The 25,970-nt window shown below is 73.2% G+C and carries 24 protein-coding genes; 9 read left to right on the top strand and 15 right to left on the bottom strand.

Features of this window, described 5'->3' with window-relative positions; translation table 11 throughout:
• Nucleotides 1-13: 13 nt before the first annotated feature.
• The gene (locus AB0B76_RS24510) at nt 14-3,247 is read right to left on the bottom strand and encodes a DUF4132 domain-containing protein (RefSeq protein WP_360379263.1); all 3,234 of its coding nucleotides are present in this window, start codon (nt 3,245-3,247) and stop codon (nt 14-16) included.
• Between the two features lie 20 nt (nt 3,248-3,267).
• Nucleotides 3,268-3,831: a helix-turn-helix domain-containing protein gene (locus tag AB0B76_RS24505; RefSeq protein ID WP_360379260.1), complete on the bottom strand. Its 564-nt coding sequence runs from the start codon at nt 3,829-3,831 to the stop codon at nt 3,268-3,270.
• Between the two features lie 66 nt (nt 3,832-3,897).
• On the opposite strand from AB0B76_RS24505, the gene AB0B76_RS24500 reads away from it, so the two are divergent.
• Nucleotides 3,898-4,920: an aldo/keto reductase gene (locus AB0B76_RS24500; protein WP_360379258.1), complete on the top strand. Its 1,023-nt coding sequence runs from the start codon at nt 3,898-3,900 to the stop codon at nt 4,918-4,920.
• A 19-nt stretch (nt 4,921-4,939) separates the two neighbouring features.
• Here the strand turns inward: AB0B76_RS24500 and AB0B76_RS24495 are convergent, their stop codons facing one another.
• The gene (locus AB0B76_RS24495) at nt 4,940-5,221 is read right to left on the bottom strand and encodes a helix-turn-helix transcriptional regulator (RefSeq protein WP_360379255.1); all 282 of its coding nucleotides are present in this window, start codon (nt 5,219-5,221) and stop codon (nt 4,940-4,942) included.
• Nucleotides 5,222-5,286: 65 nt separating this feature from the next.
• On the opposite strand from AB0B76_RS24495, the gene map reads away from it, so the two are divergent.
• A complete protein-coding gene (gene map / locus AB0B76_RS24490; protein WP_360379252.1) occupies nt 5,287-6,057 on the top strand; it encodes a type I methionyl aminopeptidase in 771 nt (256 codons plus the stop codon).
• A gap of 6 nt (nt 6,058-6,063) precedes the next feature.
• Here the strand turns inward: map and AB0B76_RS24485 are convergent, their stop codons facing one another.
• Nucleotides 6,064-6,672 carry a PadR family transcriptional regulator gene (locus AB0B76_RS24485; RefSeq protein ID WP_360379249.1) on the bottom strand — a complete coding sequence of 203 codons (609 nt, stop codon included), beginning with the start codon at nt 6,670-6,672 and terminating at the stop codon, nt 6,064-6,066.
• A gap of 69 nt (nt 6,673-6,741) precedes the next feature.
• Here AB0B76_RS24485 and AB0B76_RS24480 point away from each other — a divergent pair, with 69 nt between their 5' ends.
• The 4 genes from AB0B76_RS24480 (at nt 6,742) to AB0B76_RS24465 (ending at nt 10,621) form a co-directional block, all read left to right on the top strand.
• Nucleotides 6,742-7,449 (top strand): DUF998 domain-containing protein, encoded by a 708-nt coding sequence (locus tag AB0B76_RS24480; RefSeq protein ID WP_360379246.1) that lies wholly within the window; start codon nt 6,742-6,744, stop codon nt 7,447-7,449.
• A gap of 5 nt (nt 7,450-7,454) precedes the next feature.
• Nucleotides 7,455-8,642: an FAD-dependent monooxygenase gene (locus AB0B76_RS24475; protein WP_360379244.1), complete on the top strand. Its 1,188-nt coding sequence runs from the start codon at nt 7,455-7,457 to the stop codon at nt 8,640-8,642.
• Between the two features lie 70 nt (nt 8,643-8,712).
• On the top strand, nt 8,713-9,708 hold the full coding sequence (locus tag AB0B76_RS24470; RefSeq protein WP_360379241.1) for a zinc-dependent alcohol dehydrogenase family protein: 996 nt from the start codon (nt 8,713-8,715) through the stop codon (nt 9,706-9,708).
• 46 nt (nt 9,709-9,754) lie between these two features.
• Nucleotides 9,755-10,621 carry a helix-turn-helix transcriptional regulator gene (locus tag AB0B76_RS24465; protein ID WP_360379238.1) on the top strand — a complete coding sequence of 289 codons (867 nt, stop codon included), beginning with the start codon at nt 9,755-9,757 and terminating at the stop codon, nt 10,619-10,621.
• A gap of 70 nt (nt 10,622-10,691) precedes the next feature.
• Here AB0B76_RS24465 and AB0B76_RS24460 read toward each other — a convergent pair whose 3' ends face one another.
• The gene (locus AB0B76_RS24460; RefSeq protein WP_360379236.1) at nt 10,692-11,312 is read right to left on the bottom strand and encodes a winged helix-turn-helix transcriptional regulator; all 621 of its coding nucleotides are present in this window, start codon (nt 11,310-11,312) and stop codon (nt 10,692-10,694) included.
• Nucleotides 11,313-11,376: 64 nt separating this feature from the next.
• On the opposite strand from AB0B76_RS24460, the gene AB0B76_RS24455 reads away from it, so the two are divergent.
• Together AB0B76_RS24455 and AB0B76_RS24450 are read left to right on the top strand one after the other, a co-directional pair.
• Nucleotides 11,377-12,186: an SDR family oxidoreductase gene (locus AB0B76_RS24455; protein WP_360379233.1), complete on the top strand. Its 810-nt coding sequence runs from the start codon at nt 11,377-11,379 to the stop codon at nt 12,184-12,186.
• Nucleotides 12,187-12,273: 87 nt separating this feature from the next.
• A complete protein-coding gene (locus AB0B76_RS24450) occupies nt 12,274-13,089 on the top strand; it encodes an SHOCT domain-containing protein (RefSeq protein WP_360379230.1) in 816 nt (271 codons plus the stop codon).
• Between the two features lie 65 nt (nt 13,090-13,154).
• Here AB0B76_RS24450 and AB0B76_RS24445 read toward each other — a convergent pair whose 3' ends face one another.
• The 6 genes from AB0B76_RS24445 to AB0B76_RS24420 all read right to left on the bottom strand — a co-directional run bounded on the left by AB0B76_RS24445 (nt 13,155) and on the right by AB0B76_RS24420 (nt 21,353).
• Nucleotides 13,155-15,344, bottom strand: a complete 2,190-nt coding sequence (locus tag AB0B76_RS24445; RefSeq protein ID WP_360379227.1) for a glycoside hydrolase family 2 TIM barrel-domain containing protein — start codon at nt 15,342-15,344, stop codon at nt 13,155-13,157.
• Between the two features lie 9 nt (nt 15,345-15,353).
• Complete coding sequence (locus tag AB0B76_RS24440) at nt 15,354-16,673, bottom strand: right-handed parallel beta-helix repeat-containing protein (RefSeq protein WP_360379224.1); 1,320 nt, start codon at nt 16,671-16,673, stop codon at nt 15,354-15,356.
• Nucleotides 16,674-16,827: 154 nt separating this feature from the next.
• Nucleotides 16,828-18,339 (bottom strand): alpha-N-arabinofuranosidase, encoded by a 1,512-nt coding sequence (locus AB0B76_RS24435; protein ID WP_360379221.1) that lies wholly within the window; start codon nt 18,337-18,339, stop codon nt 16,828-16,830.
• A gap of 10 nt (nt 18,340-18,349) precedes the next feature.
• Entirely contained in the window at nt 18,350-19,174 is an 825-nt protein-coding gene (locus AB0B76_RS24430) for a carbohydrate ABC transporter permease (protein ID WP_360379218.1), read from the bottom strand.
• Nucleotides 19,171-20,028, bottom strand: a complete 858-nt coding sequence (locus tag AB0B76_RS24425) for a sugar ABC transporter permease (RefSeq protein WP_360379216.1) — start codon at nt 20,026-20,028, stop codon at nt 19,171-19,173. The genes AB0B76_RS24430 and AB0B76_RS24425 overlap by 4 nt, the downstream gene beginning before the upstream one ends.
• Entirely contained in the window at nt 20,025-21,353 is a 1,329-nt protein-coding gene (locus AB0B76_RS24420; RefSeq protein WP_360379213.1) for an extracellular solute-binding protein, read from the bottom strand. The genes AB0B76_RS24425 and AB0B76_RS24420 overlap by 4 nt, the downstream gene beginning before the upstream one ends.
• Before the next feature lie 217 nt (nt 21,354-21,570).
• Here AB0B76_RS24420 and AB0B76_RS24415 point away from each other — a divergent pair, with 217 nt between their 5' ends.
• A complete protein-coding gene (locus AB0B76_RS24415; RefSeq protein WP_360379210.1) occupies nt 21,571-22,590 on the top strand; it encodes a LacI family DNA-binding transcriptional regulator in 1,020 nt (339 codons plus the stop codon).
• Here the strand turns inward: AB0B76_RS24415 and AB0B76_RS24410 are convergent.
• The 4 genes from AB0B76_RS24410 to AB0B76_RS24395 are packed head-to-tail and all read right to left on the bottom strand — an operon-like array spanning nt 22,540 to nt 25,813.
• Complete coding sequence (locus AB0B76_RS24410; RefSeq protein ID WP_360379207.1) at nt 22,540-23,424, bottom strand: metal ABC transporter permease; 885 nt, start codon at nt 23,422-23,424, stop codon at nt 22,540-22,542. The genes AB0B76_RS24415 and AB0B76_RS24410 overlap by 51 nt on opposite strands.
• Nucleotides 23,411-24,277: a metal ABC transporter permease gene (locus AB0B76_RS24405; protein ID WP_360379205.1), complete on the bottom strand. Its 867-nt coding sequence runs from the start codon at nt 24,275-24,277 to the stop codon at nt 23,411-23,413. The genes AB0B76_RS24410 and AB0B76_RS24405 overlap by 14 nt, the downstream gene beginning before the upstream one ends.
• Nucleotides 24,274-24,930 (bottom strand): ABC transporter ATP-binding protein, encoded by a 657-nt coding sequence (locus AB0B76_RS24400; RefSeq protein ID WP_360379203.1) that lies wholly within the window; start codon nt 24,928-24,930, stop codon nt 24,274-24,276. The genes AB0B76_RS24405 and AB0B76_RS24400 overlap by 4 nt, the downstream gene beginning before the upstream one ends.
• Nucleotides 24,923-25,813: a metal ABC transporter substrate-binding protein gene (locus AB0B76_RS24395; protein WP_360379200.1), complete on the bottom strand. Its 891-nt coding sequence runs from the start codon at nt 25,811-25,813 to the stop codon at nt 24,923-24,925. Before AB0B76_RS24395 ends, AB0B76_RS24400 begins: the two co-directional genes overlap by 8 nt.
• Nucleotides 25,814-25,970: the final 157 nt, after the last annotated feature.

Raw genomic sequence — 25,970 nt, 5'->3', positions numbered from 1 at the left:
CGCCACCGCCCCGTCAGGTGCAGGACTCGAGGTCGACGAGGATCTCCGAGGCGGAGGCGGCGTCGAGGGCCGAGAACGGTACCGTCCGCTCGGGCGACCACTGCGAGGCCGCGTCCGGGGCGATCCAGACGTCGCTGAGCCGCTGCTCCGGTTGCTCGTTGGGCAGCCCGAGCATGATGCCGGGGTCGAGCCCGGCGATGAGCAGCCGCCCGCCGGGCAGGTCGCGCTCCATCCGGCCCTGGTACCCGCCGTCGATCCCCGCCCGCCGCCAGCCCCGCCGCTCCAGGCCGAGCAGCTTCACGGTCATCGCCTTGCGCTCGTCGAAGCGGGCCAGGCGTACCGCGGCGGCCTCGTCGGGCCGCAGGTGCCGGACCTTGCGGCCGAGCTGCTTGAACGGCTGCAGCAGGCCGTAGTCGCCGAATACCGCGGACCACGCCGCCACGTCGAGGTCGACGGGGTGGGCGACGCCGAGCAGGGTGTCGCCGGGCAGCTCGACCCCTTCGTCGGCGACGTCGGCGAAGGTGCGGTCCTCCGCGATCCGCAGCGCCGGTCCGGGCCGCCCGGGCGCGCCGGTGATCCAGACCAGCCGCCGGGCCAGTGGCCACAGCAGCGGATGGTCGAGGAGCACGGCCCGCAGCTCGTCGGCGCGCCACCGCCGCCCGAAGCCCATCGCGCGCTCCAGCCGCCGCACCTGCTCGGTGGCGACCTTCCGGGCGCCCTTCTTCGCCGCCGTCCACCGCTCCTGCGCCGCGCCCGCCCGGGCCGCGTCGTCGCGGGCCGCGGGCGCCGGCAGGTCGGCCCGCCGGGTGCCGTCCTCGTTGTCCACGAAGGGCTTGAGGTGCTCGTCGAAGCCGCCGACGAACCGCCGCGGGCCGTAGTCGAGCACCATCGTCGCGTCGGGGTCGAGGCCGAGGCGCGGCACCAGGCGGTCGGCGAGCTGCTCGGTGGTGAGCCCGAGCGCGAGCGCGACCTCGGCCAGGTTGGCGTCGGCGCGGGCCCGCACCGCCTTCGCCTTCGCCTTGGTCGAAATGTCACACAGCTCGCGCAGCGCCGCCTCGGTGCCGAGCCGCGCGAGGGTGTCGAGGCCGGCGGCGGCCCGCTTGTGGGCCCCCTCGTAGGGCCACCGCTGCACCGCCCCGGCGAGGGCCGCCGCGGTGTCGTCGTCGCCGAGCAGCGCCTGCGCCTCCAGCGCCCAGCCGTCGGCGGGCGGGGCGTCGACCGCCTCCCAGCGGCGCAGCAGGTCGAGCCCGAGGCGGGCCAGGTCGCCCTCGTCGCACGCCGCGCGCACGACGGCGATCCCGGCGTACGGCGAGCCCGGCTTGGAGATCATGAGCATGGTCAGCAGGTGCCCGACCGCGGCCGGCGGCAGCGTTCCGGCGCCGTCGCGCAGCCGGACCGGGGGCAGCGCGGCCGCGTCGGTCCACTCCGGCGGCACCGGGATCCGGGCCGGCAGCTCCAGCAGCGGGTCGGCGTCGACCAGGGCGGTGACCGCCGCCGTGGCCGGGGGGCCGTAGCCGGCCGCGGCCGCGAGGATCTCGTCGCGGTGCCCGGCCGCCGCCAGGGCGGTCAGCGCCCGGCCGGCCGCCCGCCGCGGCTGCGCCTCCCGGCCGAGCGCGGCGGGGATCAGGGCCCGGGCCGCCGCCGCGGGGTGCGCCCGCAGCCAGGCCAGCGCGCTCTTGCGGGCGGACTTGAGCCGGTCGAGCCAGTCGGCCACGAGCAGCGCGATCTCCGGGCCGCTGTAGGGCATCAGCACCCCGGCGTCGCCCGGGTTGAGCAGCGCCATCCGTAGCACCAGCGGGTAGGCGTCGGCCCCGAACCGCGCCGCGACCGCCGTCACCCACCAGATCTCGGACCGCTTACGTGGCTGGTAGATGCCCAGCAGCGGCCGCACCATCTCGTCGGGGCCCTCGCGGAACAGCGTGTCGGCGTTGTACACGTACGCGTTGCCGGCCCGGACGTCCTGCGCGAACTCGGCGTAGTTCAGGCCCGGGCGGCTCTTCGGCAGCCCGGCCACCAGCCGCTCCCGCTCGCCCGGCGGCCACGCCGCGGCCGGCCCGTCGGTGCAGGTCAGGTCGAGCACGACGCGCTTGGCCGCCGGGCGCTTGGTCGTCCACGGCGGCACGACGAGCACGGCGGGCAGCGCGTCGGCGGGGGCCGCGCCGGCCGGTGGTCCGCCGGGCCGCAGGTCGCCGGGCGCGAGGCCGGGGTGGCGGGCGGCGTGCCGGCGCAGCAGCTCCGGGATGCGCGGCTTGTCGCGGGCCGCGTCCAGCAGCCGCATCGCGCGGTCCGGATACCGCTCGGCCGCCTGCTCGATCGCGGCCTGGACGCCCCGGCGGTCGGCCTTGTCGACGAGCGCCTGGAACGCCCGGTCGGTCGGGACGGCCGCCAGCGCCTCGGCCATGTCGCGCAGGAACTGGGTGACGCGGAAGGTGCTCGACCGCATCAGCGGCCCGTCCCAGTCGGCGGCGTACACGTCGAGGATCCCGTCGCCGAGCGCCACGGTGAGCGTGCGCAGCAGGGCCGGCGTGCGCAGCTGCTCGTCGGCCCGCGACTCCTGGCGGCGCTTGACCGACCGGGCCTGCGCGGCGTCGGCGATCGAGGCCATGAGCAGCGGCGCGAGCGAGTGCCGCTCGGTCAGGGCGGCGACGTCCTGCTCCACCCAGTCGCGCTCGGTCGGGACGAGGAAGCACGCGGCGATCCGGTGGAACGTCGAGGCGGGCCGGGCCGCCCGCAGGGCCTCGACCGCCGCGGCGTAGACGTCGTCGGGCGCGCCGGCGAGGGCGGCCCGCACGGGGCCGAGCGCGGCCAGGGTCAGCCGCGCGGTGCTGCCCGCGCCGGCGCCCCACAGCCGCATGAGGTACTGCGGCCCGTGCTCGGGCGAGTACGCCTGCTCGACGGCGACCCCGAGGGCGGCGAACTCGGCCCCGATCCGGGCGGCGAGGACCGGGCCGTGCCGGGCGACCCAGTGCTCGCCCACCGCCGGCGCCAGCTCCGGGCCGCGCGCGGACGAGCCGAGGTGCGCCATCCACACGGCGGCCACACCGAGCGGCTCCGGGTCGGCGGCGGCCCCGCCGAGCGCAGCAAGCCCGGCCGCGCGCACGTCGTCGGGCGTGCCCGGGTGTTCGAGCACCCGGGCGGCGCCGGAGGGCTCGGGCGGCGGCTCACCGCTCGGCTCACCGGCGACGATCGGGCCGCCACGGTACGGATAAATGGTGCGCCGCCACGACGCCGGGATGACGAAGCTCACGGGGGCACACTAACGACGGCCTATGACATTTTTCGGAGGCCGTGGAGGAACACGTCGACGAGGCGGCGTCCGTAGTCCGCCGTCTCGCCCGGCACCGGCCGGCTCAGCAGCGCCACCGCGTGCAGGATGTCCACGGCGCCCACGTCGGAGCGCACCTCGCCGGCCGCGGCCTGCAGCAGCGCGTCGAGCACCGGGGTCATGCGCCGGTAGAAGTACGCGCTCAGCTCCTGGTGCGCGGCGTCGCCCGCGTGCAGCGCCGAGGCGAGCCCGACCTTGGTCGCGACGAGCTCCGTGTACCGCTGCACCCATTTCGCCAGCGCCACGCCGGGCGGATGGGCCGCGGCGAGCGCCGGGCCGGCCTCGGCGCAGGCGTCGATCTCGTGCTCCAGCACGGCGATGACCAGGTCCGAGCGCTGCGGGAAGTGCCGGTACAGCGTGCCCACGCCGACGCCGGCCCGGTCGGTGATCTCCTTGGCGGGGGCGTCGACGCCGGCGGTGGCGAGCACGTGCTTCGCCGCCTCGAGCAGGGCCTCGAGGTTGCGCCGCGCATCGGCTCGACGGGGTGGCGGGGCCGGGGTTGGCAAAACGGAAATCCTTTCCGTATCGTAGCGGAAGAGCTTTCCGTTTCCACGATACGGCAGGAGACCGGCATGCAGTACCGCACCCTCGGCCGAACGGGCATCAAGGTCAGCCCGTACGCGCTCGGCGCACTGATGTACGCGACCTCCGTCGGCAACGCCGACCCGGGCGACTCGATCCGCATCCTGCACAAGGGCCTCGACGCGGGGATCAACTTCGTCGACACCGCCGACGCCTACGGCGACTCGGAGGAGGTTGTCGGCAAGGCGCTGCAGGGCCGGCGCGACCGCGTCGTGCTCGCGACCAAGTTCGCCCGCCCGGCGGGCGAGGACCCGAACCAGCAGGGCGCGTCGCGGCGCTGGATCATGCGGGCGGTCGAGGACTCGCTGCGCCGGCTGCAGACCGACTACATCGACCTGTACCAGGTGCACCGGCCCGACCCGTCGACCGACGTCGAGGAGACGCTCAGCGCCCTCTCCGACCTCATCCACAGCGGCAAGGTCCGGGCGATCGGCACGTCCGGGCTGCCGCCGTCGGACATCGTCGAGGCCCAGTGGGTCGCCGAGCGCCGGGGACTGGAGCGGTTCCGGACCGAGCAGCCGGTGTACTCCCTGCTCAACCGCGGCATCGAGCGCGAGGTGCTGCCGGTGGCGCAGCGGTACGGCCTCGGCACCCTCGTCTGGGGCCCGCTCGGCCAGGGCCTGCTCACCGGCCGCGTGCGCAAGGGTGGGGCGAACGACCTGAGCCGCGCCCGCTACTTCAAGCACCTCAACGACGAACGCCGCCTCGACGTCGTCGAGCGGCTCGTCCCGCTCGCCCGGGAGGCGGGCCTGCCGATGACCCACCTCGCGATGGCCTTCACCATCGCGCACCCCGGCGTGACCAGCGCCCTGCTCGGCGCCCGCACCGAGGAGCAGCTCGACGACCTGCTCGCCGGGCTCGACGTCGCCCTCACCGACGACGTCCTCGACCGCATCGACGAGATCGTCCCGCCCGGCACCGACGTCGGGGCGGTCGACCAGGCCTACCTCCCGCCGGCCCTGCTGGTGCCGGCCCTGCGGCGGCGGCCGGTCGCGGAGCGCTCCGCGACCTGAGCCGCGATGGCCGCCCGCCTCAGGACGCCAGCCGGGGGCGGGCGCCGCGCTCGGGCTCGAGCTCGTTGATCTCGGCCCACACCGTGTCGAGGGAGAGGCCGAGCACCTCGGCGATCGCCGCGATGGTCGAGAAGGCCGGGGTGGCGACGCGCCCGGACTCGATCTTCCGGAGGGTCTCCGGGGAGACGCCGGCGTCCAGCGCGGTGCCGAGCATCGAGCGCTGCCCCCGGGCGCGGCGCAGCAGGGCGCCGAGGCGCTGCCCGCGCTCGACCTCTTCGGGAGTGAGCGGCAACCTGACCATGGCCCAATTCTAATACCGGGATACTATGGCCGGGATAGTTATTGGTCGTGCGAGGAAGGCGCCACATGATCGAACTCCTGGACCCCGCCGACCTGCCGCGCGCGCGGGAGACGGGCGCGGTGGTCGCCGGCATCCTGCAGACGCTGAAGGGCCGCAGCGTGGCCGGCACCAACCTGCTGGACATCGACCGGTGGACCCAGGCCATGATCGCCGAGGCGGGCGCGCAGTCCTGCTACGTCGACTACGCGCCGTCCTTCGGGCGCGGGCCGTTCGGCCACTACATCTGCACGTCGGTCAACGACGCCGTGCTGCACGGCCTGCCGTACGACTACGAGCTGGCCGACGGCGACCTGCTGTCGCTCGACCTCGCCGTCTCCAAGGGCGGCGTCGTCGCCGACTCGGCCGTCAGCTTCGTCGTGGGCGGCGCGCCGGCCCCCGAGGACGTCGCGATGATCGGCGCGACCGAGCGCGCGCTGCGGGCGGGGATCGCCGCGGCCGGCCCGGGCGCCCGCATCGGCGACATCTCCCACGCCATCGGCTCGGTCCTGGGCGCGGCGGGGTACCGGATCAACACCGAGTTCGGCGGCCACGGCGTGGGTTCGACGATGCACCAGGACCCGCACGTGTCGAACACGGGCCGGCCCGGCCGCGGGTACAAGCTGCGCCCCGGGCTGCTGCTGGCCCTCGAGCCGTGGGTCATGGCCGACACCGCCGAGCTCGTCACCGACGCCGACGGCTGGACCCTGCGCAGCGCGACCGGATGCCGGACGGCCCACAGCGAGCACACGATCGCCATCACCGACGGCGGGGCCGAGATCCTGACCCTGCCGAGGTAGCCGCGCTCACTGCGCTTCCAGCCGCTGCGCCGCGGCCCGGGTCTCCCACTGGTCCCACGTGATGGAGCCGTCGCCGAGCCCGGCCAGGACGGCGTCGATCCAGCGGATCTCCGCCTCGGTGACCGCGTGCAGGTACTCGGTCTCCAGCATGGTGACCCGGGGCATCTCGAAGCCGGCCTTGCCGATCAGCGCGTCCCGGTCGGCGAGCCGCTGGACCAGCAGATCCCGGCGCGTGGCCAGGAGCTCGCGAGTGGTCCGCGGGGAGATCATCGGCAGGAACGACAGGGCCGCGGGGAACTCGGGGAACTCGTTGCGCGGCGTCGACAGGATCTCGGCGATCCACTGCCGGGACGCGGCCCGCCCGGCGTCGGTCAGCTGATAGGTCGTGCGCTCCGGGTACAGGTGATCACGGGTGGTCTCGTGGACCTCGATCAGCCCGGCGTCGGTGAGCCTGGCGATGGTCTTGTAGAGCGTGGCCCGCTGCCCCACGTTGACGACCTGGTCCTTGCCCCACTGCTTGATCAGCTGCTGCATGCGGTACGGGTGGAGCGGGCGATCCTCGAGCAGCCCGAGGATCGTCAACGCCAAGGGGGAACGCCGGAAGTCGGTAGCCACGATTGGAATCTACGCTAGTGCGCGGCTGTCTAGTTGCAAAGCAACTAGTCGCCGTGACACTATCGCGGCATGACGATCCACCGCACCCCGATCGACGTGCCGGCACCTCCCGTCGCGGCCCGCCCGGACGTGCCCCGGGTGCTTGCGCTCGGTACCATCGCCGGCCCTGGTTTGTTCACTCTCGCCTGGCTGGTCCTGGGCTTCATCAGCACCGGCTACACGGTCGGCGGCACCCGCATCGAGCCCTACTCGCACATCAGCCAGCCCATCAGCGGACTGGGCATGGGCGCCACGGCCCCCTTCATGAACGCCGCCTTCATCCTCAGCGGGCTCCTGCTCCTCGCCGGGGTGATCGGCGTGTTCCTGAGCATCGGCGCGGCCGGCCGTCCCGTGGCTCGATGGACGAGCGCCGTCCTGCTCGCGCTGACGCCCGCCGGCCTCGTGGTGGTCGGCCTGTTCGATCTCGACGCCCCGGTGCTGCACCTGACCGGCGCCGCCCTCGTGTACATGCTCCCGGTGCTCAGCTTTCCCCTGACCGGGCTGTTCCTGCGCGGCGTACCCGGCGGGCGGCGCTTCGGCCACCTGCTCCTGCTCGCCGGCGCGCTGACGCTCGTCCTCACGATCGTCTTCTCGATGACGTTCGACCAGGACACGACCGCCGCCGGGCAGGGCGTGGCCGGCCTCACCCAGCGGGTGCTGTTCACCGAGGTGCTCGCCTGGTTCGCCGCCCTGGGCCGGTGGGCCCGCCGCGCGCCGGCCCGCCGGCTGGCGGGGTGACGACCGTGGCGCAGGCTCGTACCGCACTGGTGATCGGCGGCGGCATCGGCGGCCCGATCGCCGCGATGGCGCTGCAGAAGGCCGGCATCGGGTCCACTGTGTACGAGGCGTACGACGGCGCCGCCGACGGTGTCGGCGGCGGCCTGACCGTCGCGTCGAACGGGCAGTTCGCCCTCGACGCGATCGACGCCGCGGACGTCGTCCGGGACATCGGTACTCCGCTCGCGGGGATCGAGCTGCGCACGTGGAACGGGCGGACGCTTGGCGAGTTCGGTACCCTGCCCGGCCTGCCGGCGAGCCAGTTCGTCTGGCGGTCCGACCTCTACCGCGCGCTGTACGACGAGGCCGCCCGCCGCGGCATCCGCATCCGGCACGGCAAGCGGCTGGTCGACGCCACGGAGACCGGCGACGCCGTGACCGCCGTCTTCGCCGACGGCACGAGCGCAAGTGCCGACGTGCTGATCGGCGCCGACGGCATCCGCTCGACGGTGCGCTCGCTCATCGACCCGCAGGCCCCGGGGCCGAGCTACACCGGACTGATCAGTTTCGGCGCGCGGGTGACCGGCGCCGGGCTGCCGCCCACCGGCGGGCGGATGCTCATGACGTTCGGCAAACGCGCCTTCTTCGGCCACGTGGTCTTCGACGACGGGACCACGGCGTGGTTCGCCAACCTGCCCCGGCGGGAGCCCATGACCCTGGCCGAGGCGCGAGCTGTACCGGCCGAGGCCTGGCGTACGACCCTGCGGGACGCGTTCGCCGGCGACCGGTGCCCCGCCGTGGAACTGCTCGACCGCACCGACCCGGCCGACCTGATCATCACCGGACCGTCGGAGAACATGCCGGTCGTGCCGGTGTGGAGCCGCGGCCGCATGGTCCTGACGGGCGACAGCGCCCATGCCGCGTCGTCCAGTTCGGGCCAGGGCGCGTCGCTGGCCGCGGAGAGTGCCGTGGAGCTTGCCCGGTGCCTGCGGGACCGGCCGTACGCGGAGGCGTTCGCGGCGTACGAACGGCTGCGCCGCGACCGGGTCGAGAAGATCATCGTGGAGGCCGGCAAGACCAACGCCAACAAGGCCCCCGGCCCCGTCGGCCGCGTCGTGCGCGACCTGCTGCTGCCGGTGGTGTTCAAGCTGTCCAAGCCCGAGAAGACGGCCTGGCAGTACGACCACCGCATCGACTGGGCGAGCCCGGTCTGACCCGGCCGGGGTGGCCGGAATCGTACCGCCGGCGCGGCATGATGCGGCGCCGGCGGGGCAGGGCCGTCCCATGTCGCAGCTCCTGGTCACGTCGTACGGCGATCCGCGCGAGTCCGTAGCGCTGGAACCGGCGCCCCAGCCGGTGCTGGGGACCGACGACATCCTGGTCGAGATGGAGGCCGCGCCGGTCAACCCGTCCGACCTCCTGCTCGTCCGGGGTGACTACGGCGTGCGGCCGCCGCTGCCGAGCCCGCTCGGCGGCGAGGGAGTCGGGCGGGTGGTCGACGCCGGCGCGGGCGCGGGGAGGCCGCTGGTCGGGCGGCGGGTGGTCATCCTGCCCAACTACGAGCAGGGCACCTGGGCGGAGCGGGTGGCGACCTCGTACCGCAACGTCGTACCGGTCCCCGCGGACGGCGACCCGCTGCAGCTCGCCATGCTGCCGATCAATCCGGCGACCGCGTACCTGTTGCTGCACAAGTTCACGACCCTGGCCCCCGGCGACTGGGTCGGCCTGAACGCCGCGAACTCCGCCGTCGGCCTGTGCGTCATCGCCCTCGCCCGGCGGCTGGGCCTCAAGACCCTCGGCGTCGTGCGGCGCGACGCCGCGGCCCGGGCGGTGCGTGACGCCGGTGGCGACCGTGTGATCGTCGCCGGGGACGACCTGCCCGCGCAGATCGCCGCGGCGCTGGACGGCGCCGAGCTCGGCCTGGCGCTGGATGCCACCGCCGGTCCGGTCGTCGCCGACCTCGCCGCGGCGCTGCGGTTCCGGGGCGCGGTCGTCAGCTACGCCTACGTGACGGACGAGCCGCCGGCCGTACGCGCTCACGACGTCATCTTCAAGGAGGTGACGCACACCGGGTTCTGGCTGCTCAACTGGCTGCGAAACGCCCCCCGCGCCGAGATCGAGCAGACGTACCGCGCGCTCGGCGACCTCGTCGCCGGCGGTGAGCTGGCGGTGCCGGTCGACGCGACCTACCGCCTGGACGACTACCGCACGGCGATCGAGCACGCGATGACCCCGGGACGCAGCGGCAAGGTCCTGTTCACCTTCGGGTCTTCCGGGTAATGGCAGTACCTCTCAGCGGCCTCGCGGCGGACGTAGCGTCGAGGGCATGGACAGCCGAGCCGAGATCCGCGACTTCCTCACCACCCGCCGCGCGCGCATCACGCCGGAGGGGACCGGGCTGCCGACGTACGGCGGCCACCGGCGGGTCGCGGGGCTGCGCCGGGAGGAGGTGGCGCTGCTGGCCGGCGTGAGCGTCGACTACTACATCCGCCTCGAGCGCGGGAACCTCACCGGGGTGTCCGACGGCGTCCTGGAGGCCGTGGCCCGGGCCCTGCGGCTGGACGAGGCGGAGCGGGCGCACCTGTTCGACCTGGCCCGGGCCGCGAACCTCGGCCCGGGGGCCCGGGCGCGCCGCCCGCGGGCCCCGCGGCTGCGGCCGCAGACCCAGCGGCTGCTGGACGTGATGGTCCTGGCCCCGGCGTACGTGCGCAACAGCCGGCTCGACATCCTCGGCGCCAACGCGCTGGGCCGGGCCGTGTTCGCGCCGCTGTTCGACACCATCGCGGCGACGCCGAACATCGCCCGCTTCATCTTCCTCGACGCGGCCGCGCAGGCCTTCTACCGCGACTGGGACGAGCTGGCCGGCGACGTGGTCGCGATGCTGCGCGCCGAGGCCGGCCGCGACCCGCACGACCGGGCCCTCAGCGACCTCGTCGGCGAGCTGTCCACCCGCAGCGAGGTGTTCCGCACCTGGTGGGCCCGGCACAACGTGCGGCTGCACCGCAGCGGCGTCAAGCACCTGCACCACCCGGGCGTCGGCGACCTCACCCTCGCCTGCGAGTCGATGGAGCTGGTCACCGACCCGGGGCTGCGCCTCAACGCCTACACCGCCGAGGCCGGCAGTCGCGACCAGGAGGCGCTCGAGCTCCTCGCCAGCTGGACCGCCGCCCCGCCGGCGCGGCGACCGCAGTAACCGACTTCTGGAGGACGAACCCATGCGGGCAACACTGATCGGTCGCCGCCGGTGATGTGCGGGCGGAGGGTCAGGCGACCGACCGCAGCAGCCGGTCGATGACCGACGCGTCGCCCACCACGGCGACGCGGCCGTCGGTGCAGGCCCCGGTGAGCCCGTCCGGGTCGGCGAGCAGCGCGCCCAGCGTGCGGGCGTCCGCGCGCAGCGAGGCGTCGGCCGTCGCCGGCTCGCCGGGCTCCACCTCGATGCGGCCCGGCGCCAGGCGGACCGTCCACACGCGACCGTCGAGCTCGAGGCGGCAGCTCGCCGGCGGGGCCGTGGGGTCGGGGCGGGCGGCGCCCTGCAGGTAGATCAGGACCGAGGTCGCGCTGAGGGCGGCCGGCGGCGGGGGTTGGGGCGCGTCGATGCCCCAGTCGCCCAGGGCGCGCACGATCGGCTCCAGGCCCCGGCCCCACTCGGTCAGCTCGTAGACCGGGCCCTCGCCGCGGCGGAGCACGCCGTGGCCCTCGAGCTCCCGGAGCCGGTCGGCCAGCAGGTTCGAGCTGACGTGGGGCAGGGCCAGCCGCAGCTCCGAGAACCGCTGGGGCGTCAGGAGCAGCTCACGCACGACCAGCAGCGCCCAGCGCTCCCCGACGACGTCGAGGGCCCGGGCGATCCCGCATGAGTCCCGGTAACTCCGGCTGGTCGGCACGCCTCATAAAGTACCACGGCAGCAGGTTGTTTTTAACAACTGACTATGGTTAGTGTTTGCGACCATGAGCGAATTGCTGCTGCAGGACAAGACCGCCGTGATCTATGGGGGTGGGGGCGCCATCGGTGGTGCCGTCGCCCGGGTGTTCGCCCGGGAGGGCGCTCGGGTGTTCATCGCGGGGCGGACGCGGGCGCGGCTCGACGCCGTCGCGCGGGACATCGACGCCGCGGGCGGGGTGGTCGAGACGGCGACGGTCGACGTGCTCGACCAGGCGGCGGTCGAGGAGCACGCCGGGGCGGTCGCGGGCCGGGCCGGCGGTATCGACATCGCCCTCAACGCCGTGAGTGTCATGCACGACCAGGGGACGCCGCTCGCCGAGCTCTCGCTGGAGGAGTTCATGCGGCCGATCGACGGCTTCCTGCGGGCGCTGTTCATCACCAGCAAGGCCGTGGCCCGGCACATGGGCCACCGGCGCCCCGGCGTGATCCTGACGCTGTCCGAGCCCGGCGCCAAGCTCGCCGTCGGCGGCATCCTGGGCCACGCCGCGAGCGCGGCCGGCAAGGAGGCCTTCGCGCGGGTGCTGGCCGCGGAGCTGGCCCCGCGCAACATCCGGGTCGTCGGCATCCGCCCGCACGCCGTCGCCGACGCGCCGGCCGCGGGCTCCTACACCGCGGAGCTCTTCCGGCCGGGCGCGGCCGCGGCGGGGCAGTCGGTGCCGGATTTCCTGGAGGGCGGCCTGGCCCAGGGAACGCTGCTGAAGCGGCTGCCGACGCTCGCCGAGACGGCGGAGACGGCCGCGTTCCTGGCCTCGGACCGCGCCGGCGCCATGACCGGCGCGATCGTCAACCTGTCGGGCGGCGCCCTGGTCGACTGAGCTGCCCATCAGCAGACTGTCAGCGAATACACCGCCGTGGTCCATCCATCGCCACGACCGGTCGCGCGTATGACGTACTGTGCGCCCGTGTCCAAGCCCCGGATCATCGCGACCACAATCGGCATCGGCGCATCAGCCGTGGCCGGCTACGGCATGTACCGTCTGATGCTCATCGGCTCGTGCACCGGCGACGGCTGCGGCTCGGGCGTCTGGGTCTTCGTCGTCGCGCTGCTCCTCGCGGTCCTCGCCGCGATGGTCGGCGACACCCTGCTCCTCGTCGCGACGCTGCTCGCCGGCCTCGGCATCGGCGCGGGGCTCGGCGCGGTCGCCGACCCGACCGGCCAATGGGCCGGCTACGTCATCGGCGTGGCGTTGGTGCTCAGCAGCGTCACTACGGTGCTGGTCGGCCGCGCAACCCGTAAGGCCATGGCCGGCATGCGGGCCGCGATCCGCGACAGCCTGCCGACCGTCACGCCCGACACCCTGCAGACGAGCGGGCGGGCCGCCGTCGCCGAGGTGCTGGCGGTGCGGGAGACCGGCACGACCGTCAACGACAACCCGATCGTCGGCCTGCGGGTCCGGCTGACCCCCACCGACGGTGGCGACCCGGTGGAGGGCGAGAAGAACGCACTCGTGTCCCGGCTGAACATCCCGCGCGTCGGCGAGCGGTACGCGGCCGGCTACGACCCCGGGTCGCCCGACTCGTTCGTCCTGATCCTCACCGTCACCGACCACACCCCCGCACATCTGCGCGAGCTGTACGAGCGGATGCGCACCGAGGCCGCGCCCGGGTTCGACCCCCTCGAACGGCTCGGCAAGCTCAACGAACTGCGGCTGGCCGGCGCGCTGACCGAGGCGGAGTTCGAGCGGCAGAAGGCGAATCTGCTCGGCCCCTCCGGCTGACGTCCGGCGAAGGCCTGCCTCCCGCGGCCCGGCCCGGCGTCGCCTCCGCCGGGCCGACACGGTGGTCAGTCGCAGGCGCTTGTGCACGGTACGAACGGGGCCGTCGTGCCCGTGACGGAGGCGGTGGCGCGGGGCAGCCCGGACGCCGTCGCGGTGACCGTGATCGGGCCGGCGCCGGTGGCCCGGACGAGCACGTAGGCGACGCCCTGGTAGGCCCGGCGGACGGGGCCGCGGAACGTCTCGTGCACGGGGCTGCCGCTGTCGACGGCCACGACGGTGCCCGGCCCGCTGACCGCGAACGTGATCGCCGCCGAGGAGCCGGTGACGACCCGGCCCGCGGAGTCGGCCACGGTCGCCTTCACGTAGACGACGTCGTCCTGGTCGGTCGACACCGTGGCGTGGTCGGGCGCGAGCAGCACCTGGCTCGCCGTGGTGCCGGTGGGCGGGGGCGTGGTGGCCGGCGCGCCCCAGGTGCGCTGCCAGGAGTAGCCGATCGGGCGTACCGTGCCGACGCCGTCGATGAGCCCGAAGGCGCTCTCGGCGTTGGGCCACAGGCCGTCGGCCTCGCCGAGGTACGCGGCGCCGGTCCAGACGAACAGCCCGGTGAGGCCGGGGTTGCCGCGCACCGTGGCCCAGGCCGAGGTGTCGGTGCCCATCTCGGTGAGCAGGCCGGGCCGGGCCGGCGCCAGGGCCATGGCCTGGATGACCTCGGCGGGCCGGTAGTTGCCGCCGAAGACGTCGACGGTGGTGCGGGTGGCCCCGGTCACGTCGCCGCTGTCGGCCGGGCGGAACAGGGCCTGCGTGACCGGGCGGCCCGGGTCCAGGCTGTGGGCGATCGAGACCATCCGGGTCAGCAGCGGCGTCCGGGTCGCGAGCGGGTCGCGGATCTCGTTGCCGGTGCTCCACATCGCGACGCTGGGGTGGTTGCGGTCGCGCATGACGATGCCTGTCGCGTCGACCTGGTACCACGGCACCGAACCGGTCGCCCCGGGCACCGCCGGCGAGCCGGTGGGGGCGGGCGCGGCACGGTTGAAGTACGTGGCGTAGTCACCGGCGTCGCTGTACTTGTGCTGGGTCCAGACGTCGAAGAACTCGTCGAGGACCAGCAGGCCCATCCGGTCGGTCAGCTCGAGGAAGGCCGGGCTCGGCGGGTCGTGGGCGGTGCGGATGGCGTTCACGCCGAGCGCCTTGAGCTCGGCCAGGCGGCGCTGCATCGCGCGCTGCGGGGCGGCCAGCCCGAGGCCGTGGTAGTCCTGGTGCAGCGCGACGCCCTGGAGCTTCAGTGCCTTGCCGTTGAGGCTCATGCCGGTTGCGGCGTTGAACGTGAGCGTGCGGATGCCGACCGGGGTGACGTCGTCGTCGACCGCGGTGCCGCCGGCGATGACGGTGGTGCTCAGCGAGTACAGGTTCGGGCTCTCCAGGCTCCACAGCCTCGGGCCGCTCACCGCGATGTCGTAGGCGAACGTGGCCGAGGCGCCGGCCGCGACGGTCCGGGCCGCCGTGGTGACCGGGGCCAGCACGGCGCCGCCGGGATCGGTCAGCGTGCCCCGCACGGCGATGCTCGCGGCCGCGGTGCCGCCGTTGACGACCGTGGTCTGGGCGTGGACGGTGGCGGCGGTACCGGTGGCGCCCGGCGTGGTCACGGCGGTGGCCCACTGGTCGACGTGCACGGGGTCGGCGGCGATGAGCCGTACGTCGCGGTAGATCCCGGCGCCGGTGTAGAAGCGCTCGGCCGGCTGCTGGGTGGTGTCGGTCTTCACGGCGACGACGTTGTCGGCGCCGCCGAAGCGGGCCACGGCGGTGATGTCGTACCGGAAGCCGGTGTAGCCGTACGGGTGGGTCCCGATCAGGGTGCCGTTGACGTAGACGCTCGCGTTGGCCATCACGCCGTCGAACTCGATGAACACCTTGCGGGTGCTGGGCACCGCGGCGAGGGAGAAGTGCTTGCGGTACCAGCCGATGCCCGAGGGCAGGTAGCCGCCGCGGCCGGTGCTCGGGGCGGCCTGGGCGAACGGGTCGGCCGGCGGGTTGGGGCCCTCGATGCTCCAGTCGTGGGGCACGCTGAGGCCACGCCAGCCGCCGTCGGCGTAGGAGGCCGCCCCGGCGCCGGTGGCGTCGCCGTAGTGGAACAGCCAGCCGGGGTCGAAGTCGACGACGGTCCGGAGCCGATCGGGCGCGGCGGCGGCCGCGGGGACGGTGACCAGTAGTGGCGCGACGAGCAGCAGCAGTGCGAGTGCGGTCCGCGATCGGAACATCGTCGCTCCTCAGGACTCGAAGGCGCCGAGGTCCGGGGCCGGGCCGGTGTAGGGCAGGCCGACGTTGACGCCCTTGTCGATCAGGGTGCTGTTCGCGGCGAGGTGCAGGCTCGACAGGGCCGGCAGGCCGCCGCCGGACTGACGGGCCGCGTCCCAGCCGGTGGTGGCGACGCTGCGGAACTGGGCGTCGGACATCGACACCGACAGGTTCCACGAGTTGTTCGCGGCGCTCGTGCCCGTCATGTTCGAGGTCAGGCTGCCGGCGTAGGCGATGTTGTTGCGCAGGTTGCCCAGCCCGACGGCCGCGCCGCTGGAGTTGACGCCCAGCATGTTGTAGTCGGGGTGGTTGTTGTAGCTCGTGTTGTTGAAGTAGTCGTTCGCGAGGGTGTGGTGGTTGGCGTAGAAGCCCGCCGACTTGTTGTTGAACGCGACCGAGGTACGAACGGTGTGCTTGACGCCGTTGCTGACGTAGCCGCCGCCGTAGCCGCCGGCCTTGAAGCCGTTGCCGTTGCCGGCCGACGTGTTCGTGCCGGGCACGTAGCCGTTGTGCCACGCCCACGAGCTCTCGATGGTCACCGACGAGAAGGCGTTGATGAGGTCGAAGCCGTCGTCGGAGTTGTTCCAGGCGCGGCAGCCGCGGAACACGTTGCCCGGGTGGCCGGCCGAGATGTGCGCGCCGAAGCCGTCGGCGCTCTCGCCGGCGCCGTTGGAGGTCATCGAGTCGTAGTTGTCGTGCGCGTCGGAGTTGAGCACGAGGTTGCCCCCGCCGTCCTGGATGAACAGGCCGGGGCCCATGTTGTGGTGGGCGTTGATCAGCTCGAAGGTGTTGTTGCTGCCCGAGACCCAGACGCCCCACGACTCGTGGTTGAGGTTGTTGTTCTGCCGAACGCCGGTGACCTCGAGGCCCTTGAGGTGGATCCAGGTGCCGGTGACGTCGAAGCCCTTGATCCGGCAGTTGTCGGTCATCCGGGAGAAGTCGAAGACCGGGCGCTCGCCGGCGTACGCCCAGTAGCGGATCGGGCTGCCGGAGGCGCCGCTCTTGTTCAGCGTGATGGCGTCGACGCGGGCGGTCTGGCTGGAGCACGTGCTGTTCGCCCGGGTGTAGGCGTAGGTGCCGCCGCGCAAGTACACCGTGTCACCGGCCGCGGCGACCGACTGGGCGTGCGCGATCGAGGCCCACGGGGCGGCCAGGGTCCCGGCGGCGCCGTCGTTGCCCGACGGCGCGACGTAGAAGGTCCGCGCGGCGGCGGCGTGGCTCGAGGGCGCCGCGGCGACCCAGGGGACCAGTACGGCCGCGGTGGCCAGCAGAACGACGGTCGAGCGTTGCATCGGGCGCCTCGCATGTTGAAGGACATCGATGTGAGCGCTCACAGGTCTATGCCCGGTCGCGCCGTGCTGTCAAGGTTCGCCCGCGTAACTTTCACGGCGGTGCCGCTGGGGCCGGCCGAGGCGACGCCCTCACCGGCCGGACGCTGACGTGGTCCTACCGGGCAGCGAGGCGGACCGCGGTCCAGGAGACCGGGGGCAGCGTGACCGTCGCGGTGTTGCCGTCGGCGGTCACCTCCCCGGCCGGGCGCAGCGTGACGCGGTCCGGCCGGTCGCGGGTGTTCGTGGCGCGCACGTCGTCGTCGCACAGCGTCCACGAGCCCGCCGGCCGCCGCGGCGGGCCGAAGGCGCGCAGGTCGACGGTCAGCTCCACGGGCCGGGTCAGGTCGCGGTTGACCGCGAACAGCGCCACGTCCCCGGACGCGGCGTCGTGCGTGGCGACGGCGTCGACGAGCGCGGCCTCGCCGTAGCGCGCGGTCTCGTACACCGGCGCGTCGACCGCCGTCCGCAGCACGTCGCCGCGGGCCAGGGCGGCGGTGCGGGCGAAAGGGTGGAAGATGGTCTGCCGCCAGGCCGGGCCGCCGGGCTCGGTGCGGATCGGGGCGATCACGTTGACGAGCTGGGCCTGGCAGGCGGCGGTGACGCGGTCGCTGTGACGCAGCAGGGAGATGAGCAGGCTGCCCACGACGACGGCGTCGGCGACGTTGTACTCGTCCTCGATCACCGGCGGCGCGACGTCCCAGCGCGTCAGCGGCGGCTGGTTCTGGAAGCGGGACAGGTACCACACGTTCCACTCGTCGAACGAGAGCTGGATCTTCTTGCGGCTGCGCAGGCGGGCGCCCACGCTGTCGGCCGTGGCCACGACGCTGTCGACGAAGTGGTCCATGTCGGTGGCGCTGGCCAGGAACGAGCCCAGGTCGCCGTTGTGCTCCTCGTAGTAGGCGTGGCAGGAGACCGAGTCGACCAGGTCGTAGGTGTGCTCGAGGACGGTCGCCTCCCAGGCGCCGAACGTCGGCATCGACGAGCCGGAGCTGCCGCAGGCCACCAGGTGCAGGCCCGGCTCGGCCGCGCGCAGGGCCTGGGCGGTGGCCGCGGCGAGGCGGCCGTACTCCTGCGCGGTCTTGTGCCCGAGCTGCCAGGGGCCGTCGAGCTCGTTGCCGAGGCACCACATCCGGATGCCGTAGGGCTTCTCGGCGCCGTGCCGCGCGCGCAGGTCGGCCAGGTGCGTGCCGGTGGGCTGGTTGACGTACTCGTGGACGTCGAGGGCCTCCTGGACGCCGCGGGTGCCGAGGTTCACCGCGTACATGATCTCGACGTCCGCCTTCGCCGCCCAGCGGGCGAACTCGTCGATGCCGACCTCGTTCGTCTCGATGCTGTGCCAGGCCAGGTCGCGCCGGCGGGGGCGGCGCTCGCGCGGGCCGACGCCGTCCTCCCAGCGGTACCCGGACACGAAGTTCCCGCCCGGGTAGCGGACCGTGGTCACGCCGAGCTCCCGGGTCAGGGCCAGCACGTCGGTGCGGAAGCCGTCCTCGTCCGCGAGCGGGTGGCCGGGCTCGTAGATGCCGGTGTAGACGCAGCGCCCCATGTGCTCGACGAAGGAGCCGAACGTGCGGCGGCTGACGGGGGCGACGACGGCGGCGGGGTCGAGGGTGACGCGCGCTTTCAGCATCGAGTTCCTTTCATTTGAGCGCGCCGATGGTAAGGCCGCCGCGCCAGTACCGCTGCAGGAGCAGGAACGCCGCGATGAGCGGCAGGATGGCCACCAGGGCGCCGGTGACTATGATATTGAACAACGCGGGGCCGCCGTTGCCGATCGTCGCGGACTGGTACCAGGATCGCAGGCCGACGGTCAGCGGGTAGAGGTCCTGGTCGCTGAGCATCACCAGCGGCAGGAAGAAGTTGTTCCAGCTCGCCACCATCGTGAACAGCAGCACGGTGACGAGCGCGGGGCGCATCGCGGGCAGGGCGACGCTGCGGAACACGCGCAGCTCCCCGGCGCCGTCGATGCGCGCGGCCTCGAGCATCTCGTCGGGCACCGAGTCGTGGACGTACACCCGCAGCAGGTACACCCCGAACGGGTTGAGCAGCGAGGGCAGGATGACCGCCCAGACCGAGTCGATGAGCCCGGCCTGGGCCATCAGCAGGTAGGTCGGCAGCACCAGCGCGGTCGCCGGCACCATGATCAGGCCGAGCAGCAGGGCGAACAGCGCGTTGCGGCCCGGGAAGCGCAGCTTGGCGAACGCGTACCCGGCCAGGGCGGCGACCGCTGTCGCGCCGGCCCCGCAGACCACGGCGTACATCGCCGAGTTGGCCAGCCACCGCAGGTAGATGCCGTCCTCGTGGGTGAACAGCAGCCGCAGGTTGTCCACCACGTGCACGTCGGCGAACCACAGCGGGGCGGAGCCGAACAACCCGTCGTTGTCCTTGGTGGCGGCGACGAGCAACCACCAGAAGGGCAGGAGGAAGTACACGATGAGCAGAGCCATCACCGCCCGGGCCTTCATCGCAGCGCACTCCTTCGGCGGGTCACGAACAGGAAGACGTAGGAGCCGACGAAGACCACCGCGCCGCGCAGGAACGAGACGGCCGCCGAGTAGTTGTACTGCTGATAGGCGAAGGCCTGGTTGTACGCGTACACGTTGGGCGTGTAGCTGTTGGTGATCGTGCCCGGGTTCAGCGGCTGCAGGATCAGCGGCTCCGTGAAGAACTGCAGCGTTCCGACGATCGTGAAGACCGTGCACAGCACCAGGGCCGAGGCGATCATCGGGGTCTTGATCCGCAGCGCGATCTGCACCGCGCCGGCGCCGTCGATCCGCGCCGACTCGTAGACCTCCCGCGGTATGCCCTGCAGCGCGGCGTACAGGACGATCATGTTGTATCCGGCCCACTGCCAGGTGACGAGGTTGCCGAGCGAGGCCAGGACGGTGCCGGAGCTGAGGAAGTCGACGCCGGTGAACCGGAACGGCCCGGTGCTGGGGCTGTACAGGAAGCCCCACATCAGGGTGCCGATGACCACCGGGACGGCGTACGGCACGAACGCCGCCAGCCGCAGCGCGCGGGCCAGCCGCGAGCCGGCCCCGTCCACGAGCAGCGCCATGACCAGCGCGATGCCGATCATCACCGGCGTCTGCACGAGCCCGAAGACGAGCACGCGCAGGACGCCGGTGCGGAACTCGGGGTCGCCGAAGGCCTGGCGGTAGTTGCCGAGCCCGGCGAAGACCTCGCCCTCGACCAGGGTGGAGCGGTAGAGGCTGAGCTTGAGGGCGTACGCCATCGGCAGCAGCAGGAACACGACCAGCAGCACGACGAACGGCGCCACGAAGGCCCAGCCGGTGAGGGCCGGCCGGGACCATCTCATGGGGTGACCTTGAAACCCTGGCTCGACGCGTACTGCGTCACGTTCTGCTGCACCGTCGCCAGGGCTTCGGGCCAGGAGGTCTTCTTCTCGACGGCCTGCCCGACCGCGGTCGTGAGCTGGCTGAAGTTGTAGCTGTTGAACGGGCTCCAGTCGAACTCCTTGACGCCGTTGTACGCCGGGATGAAGACCTCGTTGACCTGCTGGCCGCCGAAGAAGTCGTACTGCTTCGTGCGGAAGTAGTCCCACTGCAGGATCGGGGTCGCGGTCGGGAACAGGAACGCCTCGTCGATGCCGATCTTCCAGGCGTCCTTGTTCGACCCGAAGATCTCCATGGCGACCTTCGTGGCCTGCTGCGGGTGCTTGGTCTGGTCGGTCACGGCGAACGACGAGCCGCCCCAGTCGCCCTGGGCGTCCTCGCCGGCGTTCCACTGCGGCAGCGGCGCGGCCTTCCACTTGCCCGCGGTCGTCTTGGCCACGCTCGCCAGGTAGCCCGGGCCCCATCCGGCCGCGATGTAGGTCGCGTACTTCGCGCTGCCGAGCCCGTTGTAGAAGTCCGTCGTGCCGTAGGCGGTCGTGTCGGCGAGGCCGGTGTCGACCATGTCCTCCCAGTACGACATCACCTTCCGTGCCGGGTCGCTGTTAACGCTCACATTGATGGCCTGCGGACTCGAGGTGTCGTACCTGTACGGCCGCGCGCCCGACTGCCACATCAGGCCGGTCATGAAGCCACCGTCGTTGGCGCCGAAGTCCGTCATGAACTTGTCCGGGGCCGCCGCCTTGAGCTTCTGGGCCTGGGCCTTGAAGTCGGCCCAGGTCTTGGGCACGGCCAGGCCGTACTGGTCGAAGACGTCCTGGCGGTACAGCATCGCCATCGGGCCGGCGTCGACCGGGATCGAGTAGACGGCGTCGCCCCGGCTCACCTGCTTCCAGGCCCAGTCGACGTAGTTGCCCTTGATGCCGTTCGCGCCGTACCTGCCCAGGTCGACCAGGTGCTTGGTGAGCTGGAACGTCGGCATCTCCTGGAACTCGAGCATGACGACGTCCGGCGCGCCCTTGCCGGCCTTCAGGGCGGTCTGGAGCTTGGTGTACTGGTCCTGGCCGGTCCCGGCGTTCGTCCACTCGATCCTGATGTCGGTGTGGGTGCGGTTGAACAGGTCCACCACGCCCTGGAAGGCCGGGTACCACGCCCAGACCTTGATCGTGACGGGCCCGCCGTCCTTGTCGCCGCCGCTGCCGGACGAGCAGGCCACCAGCAGTACGGCAGTCGCAATGGCGACCGCCGCGGCGAGTGGCCCCCGCCGTAGACTGAGCTTTCTGGCACTCACTGATTTCCTCCGTCGGAAGTCACTGGACGCGCAGTCGAGGTGTGTCAGAGCGGCCGGCCGGGGTGCTGGCACACCGCGGCCGGCCACCATCGCGTACTGATGCAGGTCAGGTGGTTTCTGCTATGTTTTGCAGCGCTGCAAAACAGCATGGACCAACTCATCGACGGACTTCAAGGGGTAACGCGCCGGAAACTTGGCGCGCCGGGGAGGGAGCCCGATGCGCGGCGACGTCACGCTCCGCGACGTGGCCCAGCTGGCCGGCGTGTCCAGCCGGACCGTCTCGAACGTCGTCAACGGCTACGCCAACGTCACCGAGCGGACCCGGGCCCGCGTGCTCCAGGCGGTCGAACAGCTCGGCTACCGGCCCAACCTGCTCGCCCGCAGTCTCGTGCAGGGCCGCTCGGGACAGATCGGCGTGGTCGTGCCGTACCTCGACACCCCGTACTTCTCCGAGCTGCTGCAGGGCATCATCCGGGCCGCGCGCGTCCAGGGGTACAACGTGCTCGTCGACCAGACCGACGGCGACCCCGGCCACGAGCGCATGCTCATCACCCAGGGCCGCAGCCGGCTGATGTTCGACGGCGTCATCTTCAGCCCGCTCGGCCTCGACCAGCAGGCCCTCGCCGAGCGCGACCCGGGCCTGCCGCTGGTGCTCCTCGGCGAGCGGGTCAGCCAGGGCACCTTCGACCACGTCGGCATCGACGACGTCGCCGCCTCCCGCGAGGCGACCGAGCACCTCATCGACCTCGGCCGCACCCGCATCGCCGCGATCGGCGACCAGCCGTACCCCACCGGCGAGGCGGCGCAGCTGCGCACCCGCGGGTTCCGCGAGGCCCACGAGCGCCGCGGCCTGGCCCTGCACGAGGACCTCGTCATCCCGACCCCGCGGTTCAACCGCGCCGACGGCGCCGGCGCGATGCGGCTCCTACTCGACCGGCCCGACCCGCCGGACGCGGTCTTCTGCTACAGCGACCTGGTCGCCCTCGGCGCCATCCACGAGCTGGTGTCGCGCGGGCTGCGGGTGCCGCAGGACGTCGCCGTGATCGGCTACGACGACATCGAGGACGTCGCCTACGCCAACCCGCCGGTCAGCACGATCTCGCCGGACAAGGAGATGATCGCGGCGACCGCGGTCGAGCGGCTGCTGCTGCGCATCGCCAGCCCCGGCCCGCTGCCCGGCGTCGAGCTACGGGCGCCGCACCGGCTGGTGGCGCGGGAGAGCACCATCGGGCGCTGATCGCGGACCCGGCGAAGCCGGCTCTGCCGGTGCCGCGGGAGACCACCGGCGGGCGCTGATCGCGGACACGGCGAAGCCGGCCGCGGCGAGCAGGCTTATCGCGCCGCCGGCGGCGACGTCGAAGGCGCGGGAGAGGTACAGGCCGCCGGTCGCGCTCGCCACGGCGATCGCGACGGCCAGCCCGGTCATCGGGGCGAGCCGGTCCGTCCACAGCCGCGCCGCGCCGGCCGGGGCCACGACCAGGGCGAGCGTCAGGATCGTGCCGGCCGCCGGGACCGCGGTGGCGACGACGGCCTCGATGAGCACCAGCACGAGCAGATCCAGAACGCCGGTCCGGTACCCGGCCGCGCGCGCCCCCGCCGGGTCGAACGCTGTGAACAGCAGCTCCTTGTGCAGCAGGGCCACGACCAGCGCGACGGCGGCCGTGACGGCCGCGGCGACGACCAGGTCCTGATCGCCGACGGTGAGGATGGAGCCGGTCAGGTACGCGGTGAGGTCCTTCGTGAAGCCGGCGCGCGCGGACATGAGGGCCACGCCCAGGGCGAAGCCGGCCGCGAGGGCGACGGCGGTCGCCGTGCTCGCGTCGTGGCCCCGGCGGCGGGCCAGCGCGGTGACCGCGAAGGCGGCGAGCACGCCCGCGGCCGCGCCGCCGAGGTACAGGTTCAGGCCGGTGACCGCGGCGACGACGACGCCCGGGAACGTCGCGTGGGTCATGGCCATGGTGAAGAACGCCCGGCGGCGCAGGACCACGTGCACGCCGATGAGGCCGCTGGCGGTACCGACGAGGACCGCCTCGACCAGGGCACGGTGGAACGCTTCGTCAAGCCACGCCACGGCGGGCCTCCCGGGTGCGGCATTTTCGGTGGCGCCAGGCGCGGTTCAGGGCGGCGGCCAGCATCGTCACCAAGTAGACCGCGACGAGCGTCAGCACGACCGTGGCGCCGCCGGCCAGGCGCAGGCCGTAGGTGACGGAGGCGCGGTAGCTCACGGCGAGGCCGGCGCCGCCCGACAGGACCGCCGCCGCGACGCCGACGGCGGTGATCGGCGCGATCCGGTCCGCGACCAGGCGCCCGGTCGCGGCCGGGACGACGAGCAGCGCGATGACGAGGATCGTGCCCACCGCCTGGGCGGCGGCGACCACGACGAGCGCGACCGCGAGGTTGAGCACCAGGTCGAGCCGCCCGATCGGGTAGCCCAGCGCGGCCGCGGCCGCGGGGTCGAACGCGCGCAGCACCAGCTCCTTGTGCAGCAGGGCGAGGGCGGCCAGGACGACGGCGGCGACGAGCGCGGTCCGGGCGATCTGGCCGGCGGTGACGGTGAGCAGGCGCCCGAAGAGGAACGCGGTGAGGTCGGCGGTGTACGACGTGCGCCGCGACACCAGCACCACCCCGACCGCGAACATCGCGGCGAGCAGGACGGCCAGCGCCGTGTCGTCGGTGACGCCGCGGACCCGGGTGAGGGCGGTGAGCAGCACCGCGGTGACGGCGGCGGCCAGCAGCGCGCCCGGGAACACGCCGCCGGGCCCGGCGGTGACGAAGCCGAGCACGACGCCGGGGAAGACGGTGTGGGTCACGGTGTCGGCGGCGAAGCCGAGCCGGCGGGTCAGCACGTGCACGCTCACCACGCCGGCGAGGACGGCGAGCAGCAGCAGTTCGAGCAGGGCCCGGGCCATGAACGCGGGCATCATCGGCGGCCGCACATCGTGGGCAGCGGCCAGACGGCGTCGCTGATCCGCCGGGCCAGGTCCAGGTCGTGGGTGGAGATGATCGCCGCGGTACCGTCGCGCCGGCGCTCGTCCAGCACCCGCAGCAGCGCCGCCTGGCTGGCCGCGTCCACGCCGTTGAAGGGCTCGTCGAGCAGCAGCAGGCGCGGCCGCTGGGCGAGCGCCCGGGCGAGCAGCACACGCTGGCGCTGCCCGCCCGAGAGGGTGCCGAACGTGGCCCCGGCCCGGCCTGCCAGGCCGACCCGGTCGAGCGCCTCGGCGGCGATGCGGCGGTCGGCACGGCCGGGGCGGCGCAGCCAGCCGATGCGGCGGTAGCGGCCCATGAGCACCACCTGCGCGGCCGAGACCGGGAACTGGGCGTCGAGGGTGTCGGCCTGGGGCACGTAGCCGACGTCACGGCGGGCGGCGGCGGGGGAGCGGCCCAGCACGGTGACGGTGCCGCCGACGACCGGGACGAGGCCGAGGACGGCCTTGATGAGCGTGGACTTGCCGGCGCCGTTGGGGCCGATGAGCGCGACCACCGCGCCGGGCGCCACGGTGCCGCTGACCCCGGCGAGCACCGGCTCGGCGCCGTAGGACAGCGTCGCGTCCTCGATGCGGACGGCCGGCTCAGGCACCGAGGGCCCGCACGATGACGTCGGTGTTGTGGGTCTCCATCTTGAGGTACGTGTCGCCGTCGGAACCTTCCGGGCCGAGGGTGTCGCCGTAGAGGGAGTCCTCGCCGGCCACGACCTTCACGCCGGCCTGCCGGGCGATCGCCTCGGCCGTCTTCGGGGGCAGGGAGCTCTCGGAGAAGACCGCCTTCGTGCCCGTCTGCCGGATCTTCGCGACGATGTCGTCGACGTCCTTGGCGGAGAGCTCGGCCGAGGTGTCGAAGCTCGGGATGATCGAGCCGACGAACTCCAGGCCGTAGCGGTCGATGTAGTAGCCGAACGCGTCGTGGTTGGTGACGAGCTTGCGGTCGCCCGGCGGCAACGTGGCGATCTTCGCCTGGATGTCGGCGTCGAGCCCGTCGAGCCGGGCCGAGTACGCGGCCAGGTTCCGCGCGTAGCCGGCCGCCCCGACCGGGTCGGCGGCGGCGAAGGCCCGCTCGATGTTCTGCGCCATGATCTTCGCGTTGCGGGGGTTGTGCCAGATGTGCGGGTCGTCGCTGCGCAGCGCCACGCCGGCGCTCGTGTCCACCGTCGTGCCCGCGAAGCCGGCCGAGGCGATCGTCTCGTCCAGCCACTTCTCCAGGCCGACGCCGCTCTTCACCACGACCCGGGCCGCGCCGATCGCGGTGAGGTCGGCCGGCGTGGGCTCGTAGTCGTGCGGGTCGACGTTGGGCTTGAGGATCTGCGTGACGGCCACCCGGTCGCCGCCGACGTTGCGGGCGAAGTCGGCGACCTGGGTCGTGGTGGCGACGACGGCGAGCCGGCCGCCGTCGCCGGGGGCCGGGGGCGTCGGGCCGCCGCACGCGGCGAGCGAGGCGGCGAGGGCGAGAACCATGAGAAGGCGCATGGGCTTGACGGTAATGGTTTCCATTGTCATTAACCAGCCGTCGCATGCGCATGTGCTAAATGGTTTTGCGGGGCATTTCGGGGGCGTCTACATTGGGCGGTGCGCTTCCCGGTGCGAAGGTGACGGTTCCTTCCTCTTCGAAACCAAGTGCCCGTCG

The organism is Dactylosporangium sp. NPDC049140, from assembly GCF_040648435.1.
Note: the sequence above shows the minus strand (reverse complement) of the source record. Positions and strands in the feature narration are given on the sequence as shown.

Bases quoted from the DNA above. Each gene is read 5' to 3' on its own strand.
- AB0B76_RS24500 (WP_360379258.1), top strand. From the start codon at position 3,898: ATGCAGTACCGCACCCTCGGCCGAACGGGCATCAAGGTCAGCCCGTAC.
- AB0B76_RS24495 (WP_360379255.1), bottom strand. From the start codon at position 5,221: ATGGTCAGGTTGCCGCTCACTCCCGAAGAGGTCGAGCGCGGGCAGCGC.
- map (WP_360379252.1), top strand. From the start codon at position 5,287: ATGATCGAACTCCTGGACCCCGCCGACCTGCCGCGCGCGCGGGAGACG.
- AB0B76_RS24480 (WP_360379246.1), top strand. From the start codon at position 6,742: ATGACGATCCACCGCACCCCGATCGACGTGCCGGCACCTCCCGTCGCG.
- AB0B76_RS24470 (WP_360379241.1), top strand. From the start codon at position 8,713: ATGTCGCAGCTCCTGGTCACGTCGTACGGCGATCCGCGCGAGTCCGTA.
- AB0B76_RS24465 (WP_360379238.1), top strand. From the start codon at position 9,755: ATGGACAGCCGAGCCGAGATCCGCGACTTCCTCACCACCCGCCGCGCG.
- AB0B76_RS24455 (WP_360379233.1), top strand. From the start codon at position 11,377: ATGAGCGAATTGCTGCTGCAGGACAAGACCGCCGTGATCTATGGGGGT.
- AB0B76_RS24445 (WP_360379227.1), bottom strand. From the start codon at position 15,344: ATGTTCCGATCGCGGACCGCACTCGCACTGCTGCTGCTCGTCGCGCCA.
- AB0B76_RS24440 (WP_360379224.1), bottom strand. From the start codon at position 16,673: ATGCAACGCTCGACCGTCGTTCTGCTGGCCACCGCGGCCGTACTGGTC.
- AB0B76_RS24435 (WP_360379221.1), bottom strand. From the start codon at position 18,339: ATGCTGAAAGCGCGCGTCACCCTCGACCCCGCCGCCGTCGTCGCCCCC.
- AB0B76_RS24430 (WP_360379218.1), bottom strand. From the start codon at position 19,174: ATGAAGGCCCGGGCGGTGATGGCTCTGCTCATCGTGTACTTCCTCCTG.
- AB0B76_RS24425 (WP_360379216.1), bottom strand. From the start codon at position 20,028: ATGAGATGGTCCCGGCCGGCCCTCACCGGCTGGGCCTTCGTGGCGCCG.
- AB0B76_RS24415 (WP_360379210.1), top strand. From the start codon at position 21,571: ATGCGCGGCGACGTCACGCTCCGCGACGTGGCCCAGCTGGCCGGCGTG.
- AB0B76_RS24405 (WP_360379205.1), bottom strand. From the start codon at position 24,277: ATGATGCCCGCGTTCATGGCCCGGGCCCTGCTCGAACTGCTGCTGCTC.
- AB0B76_RS24395 (WP_360379200.1), bottom strand. From the start codon at position 25,813: ATGCGCCTTCTCATGGTTCTCGCCCTCGCCGCCTCGCTCGCCGCGTGC.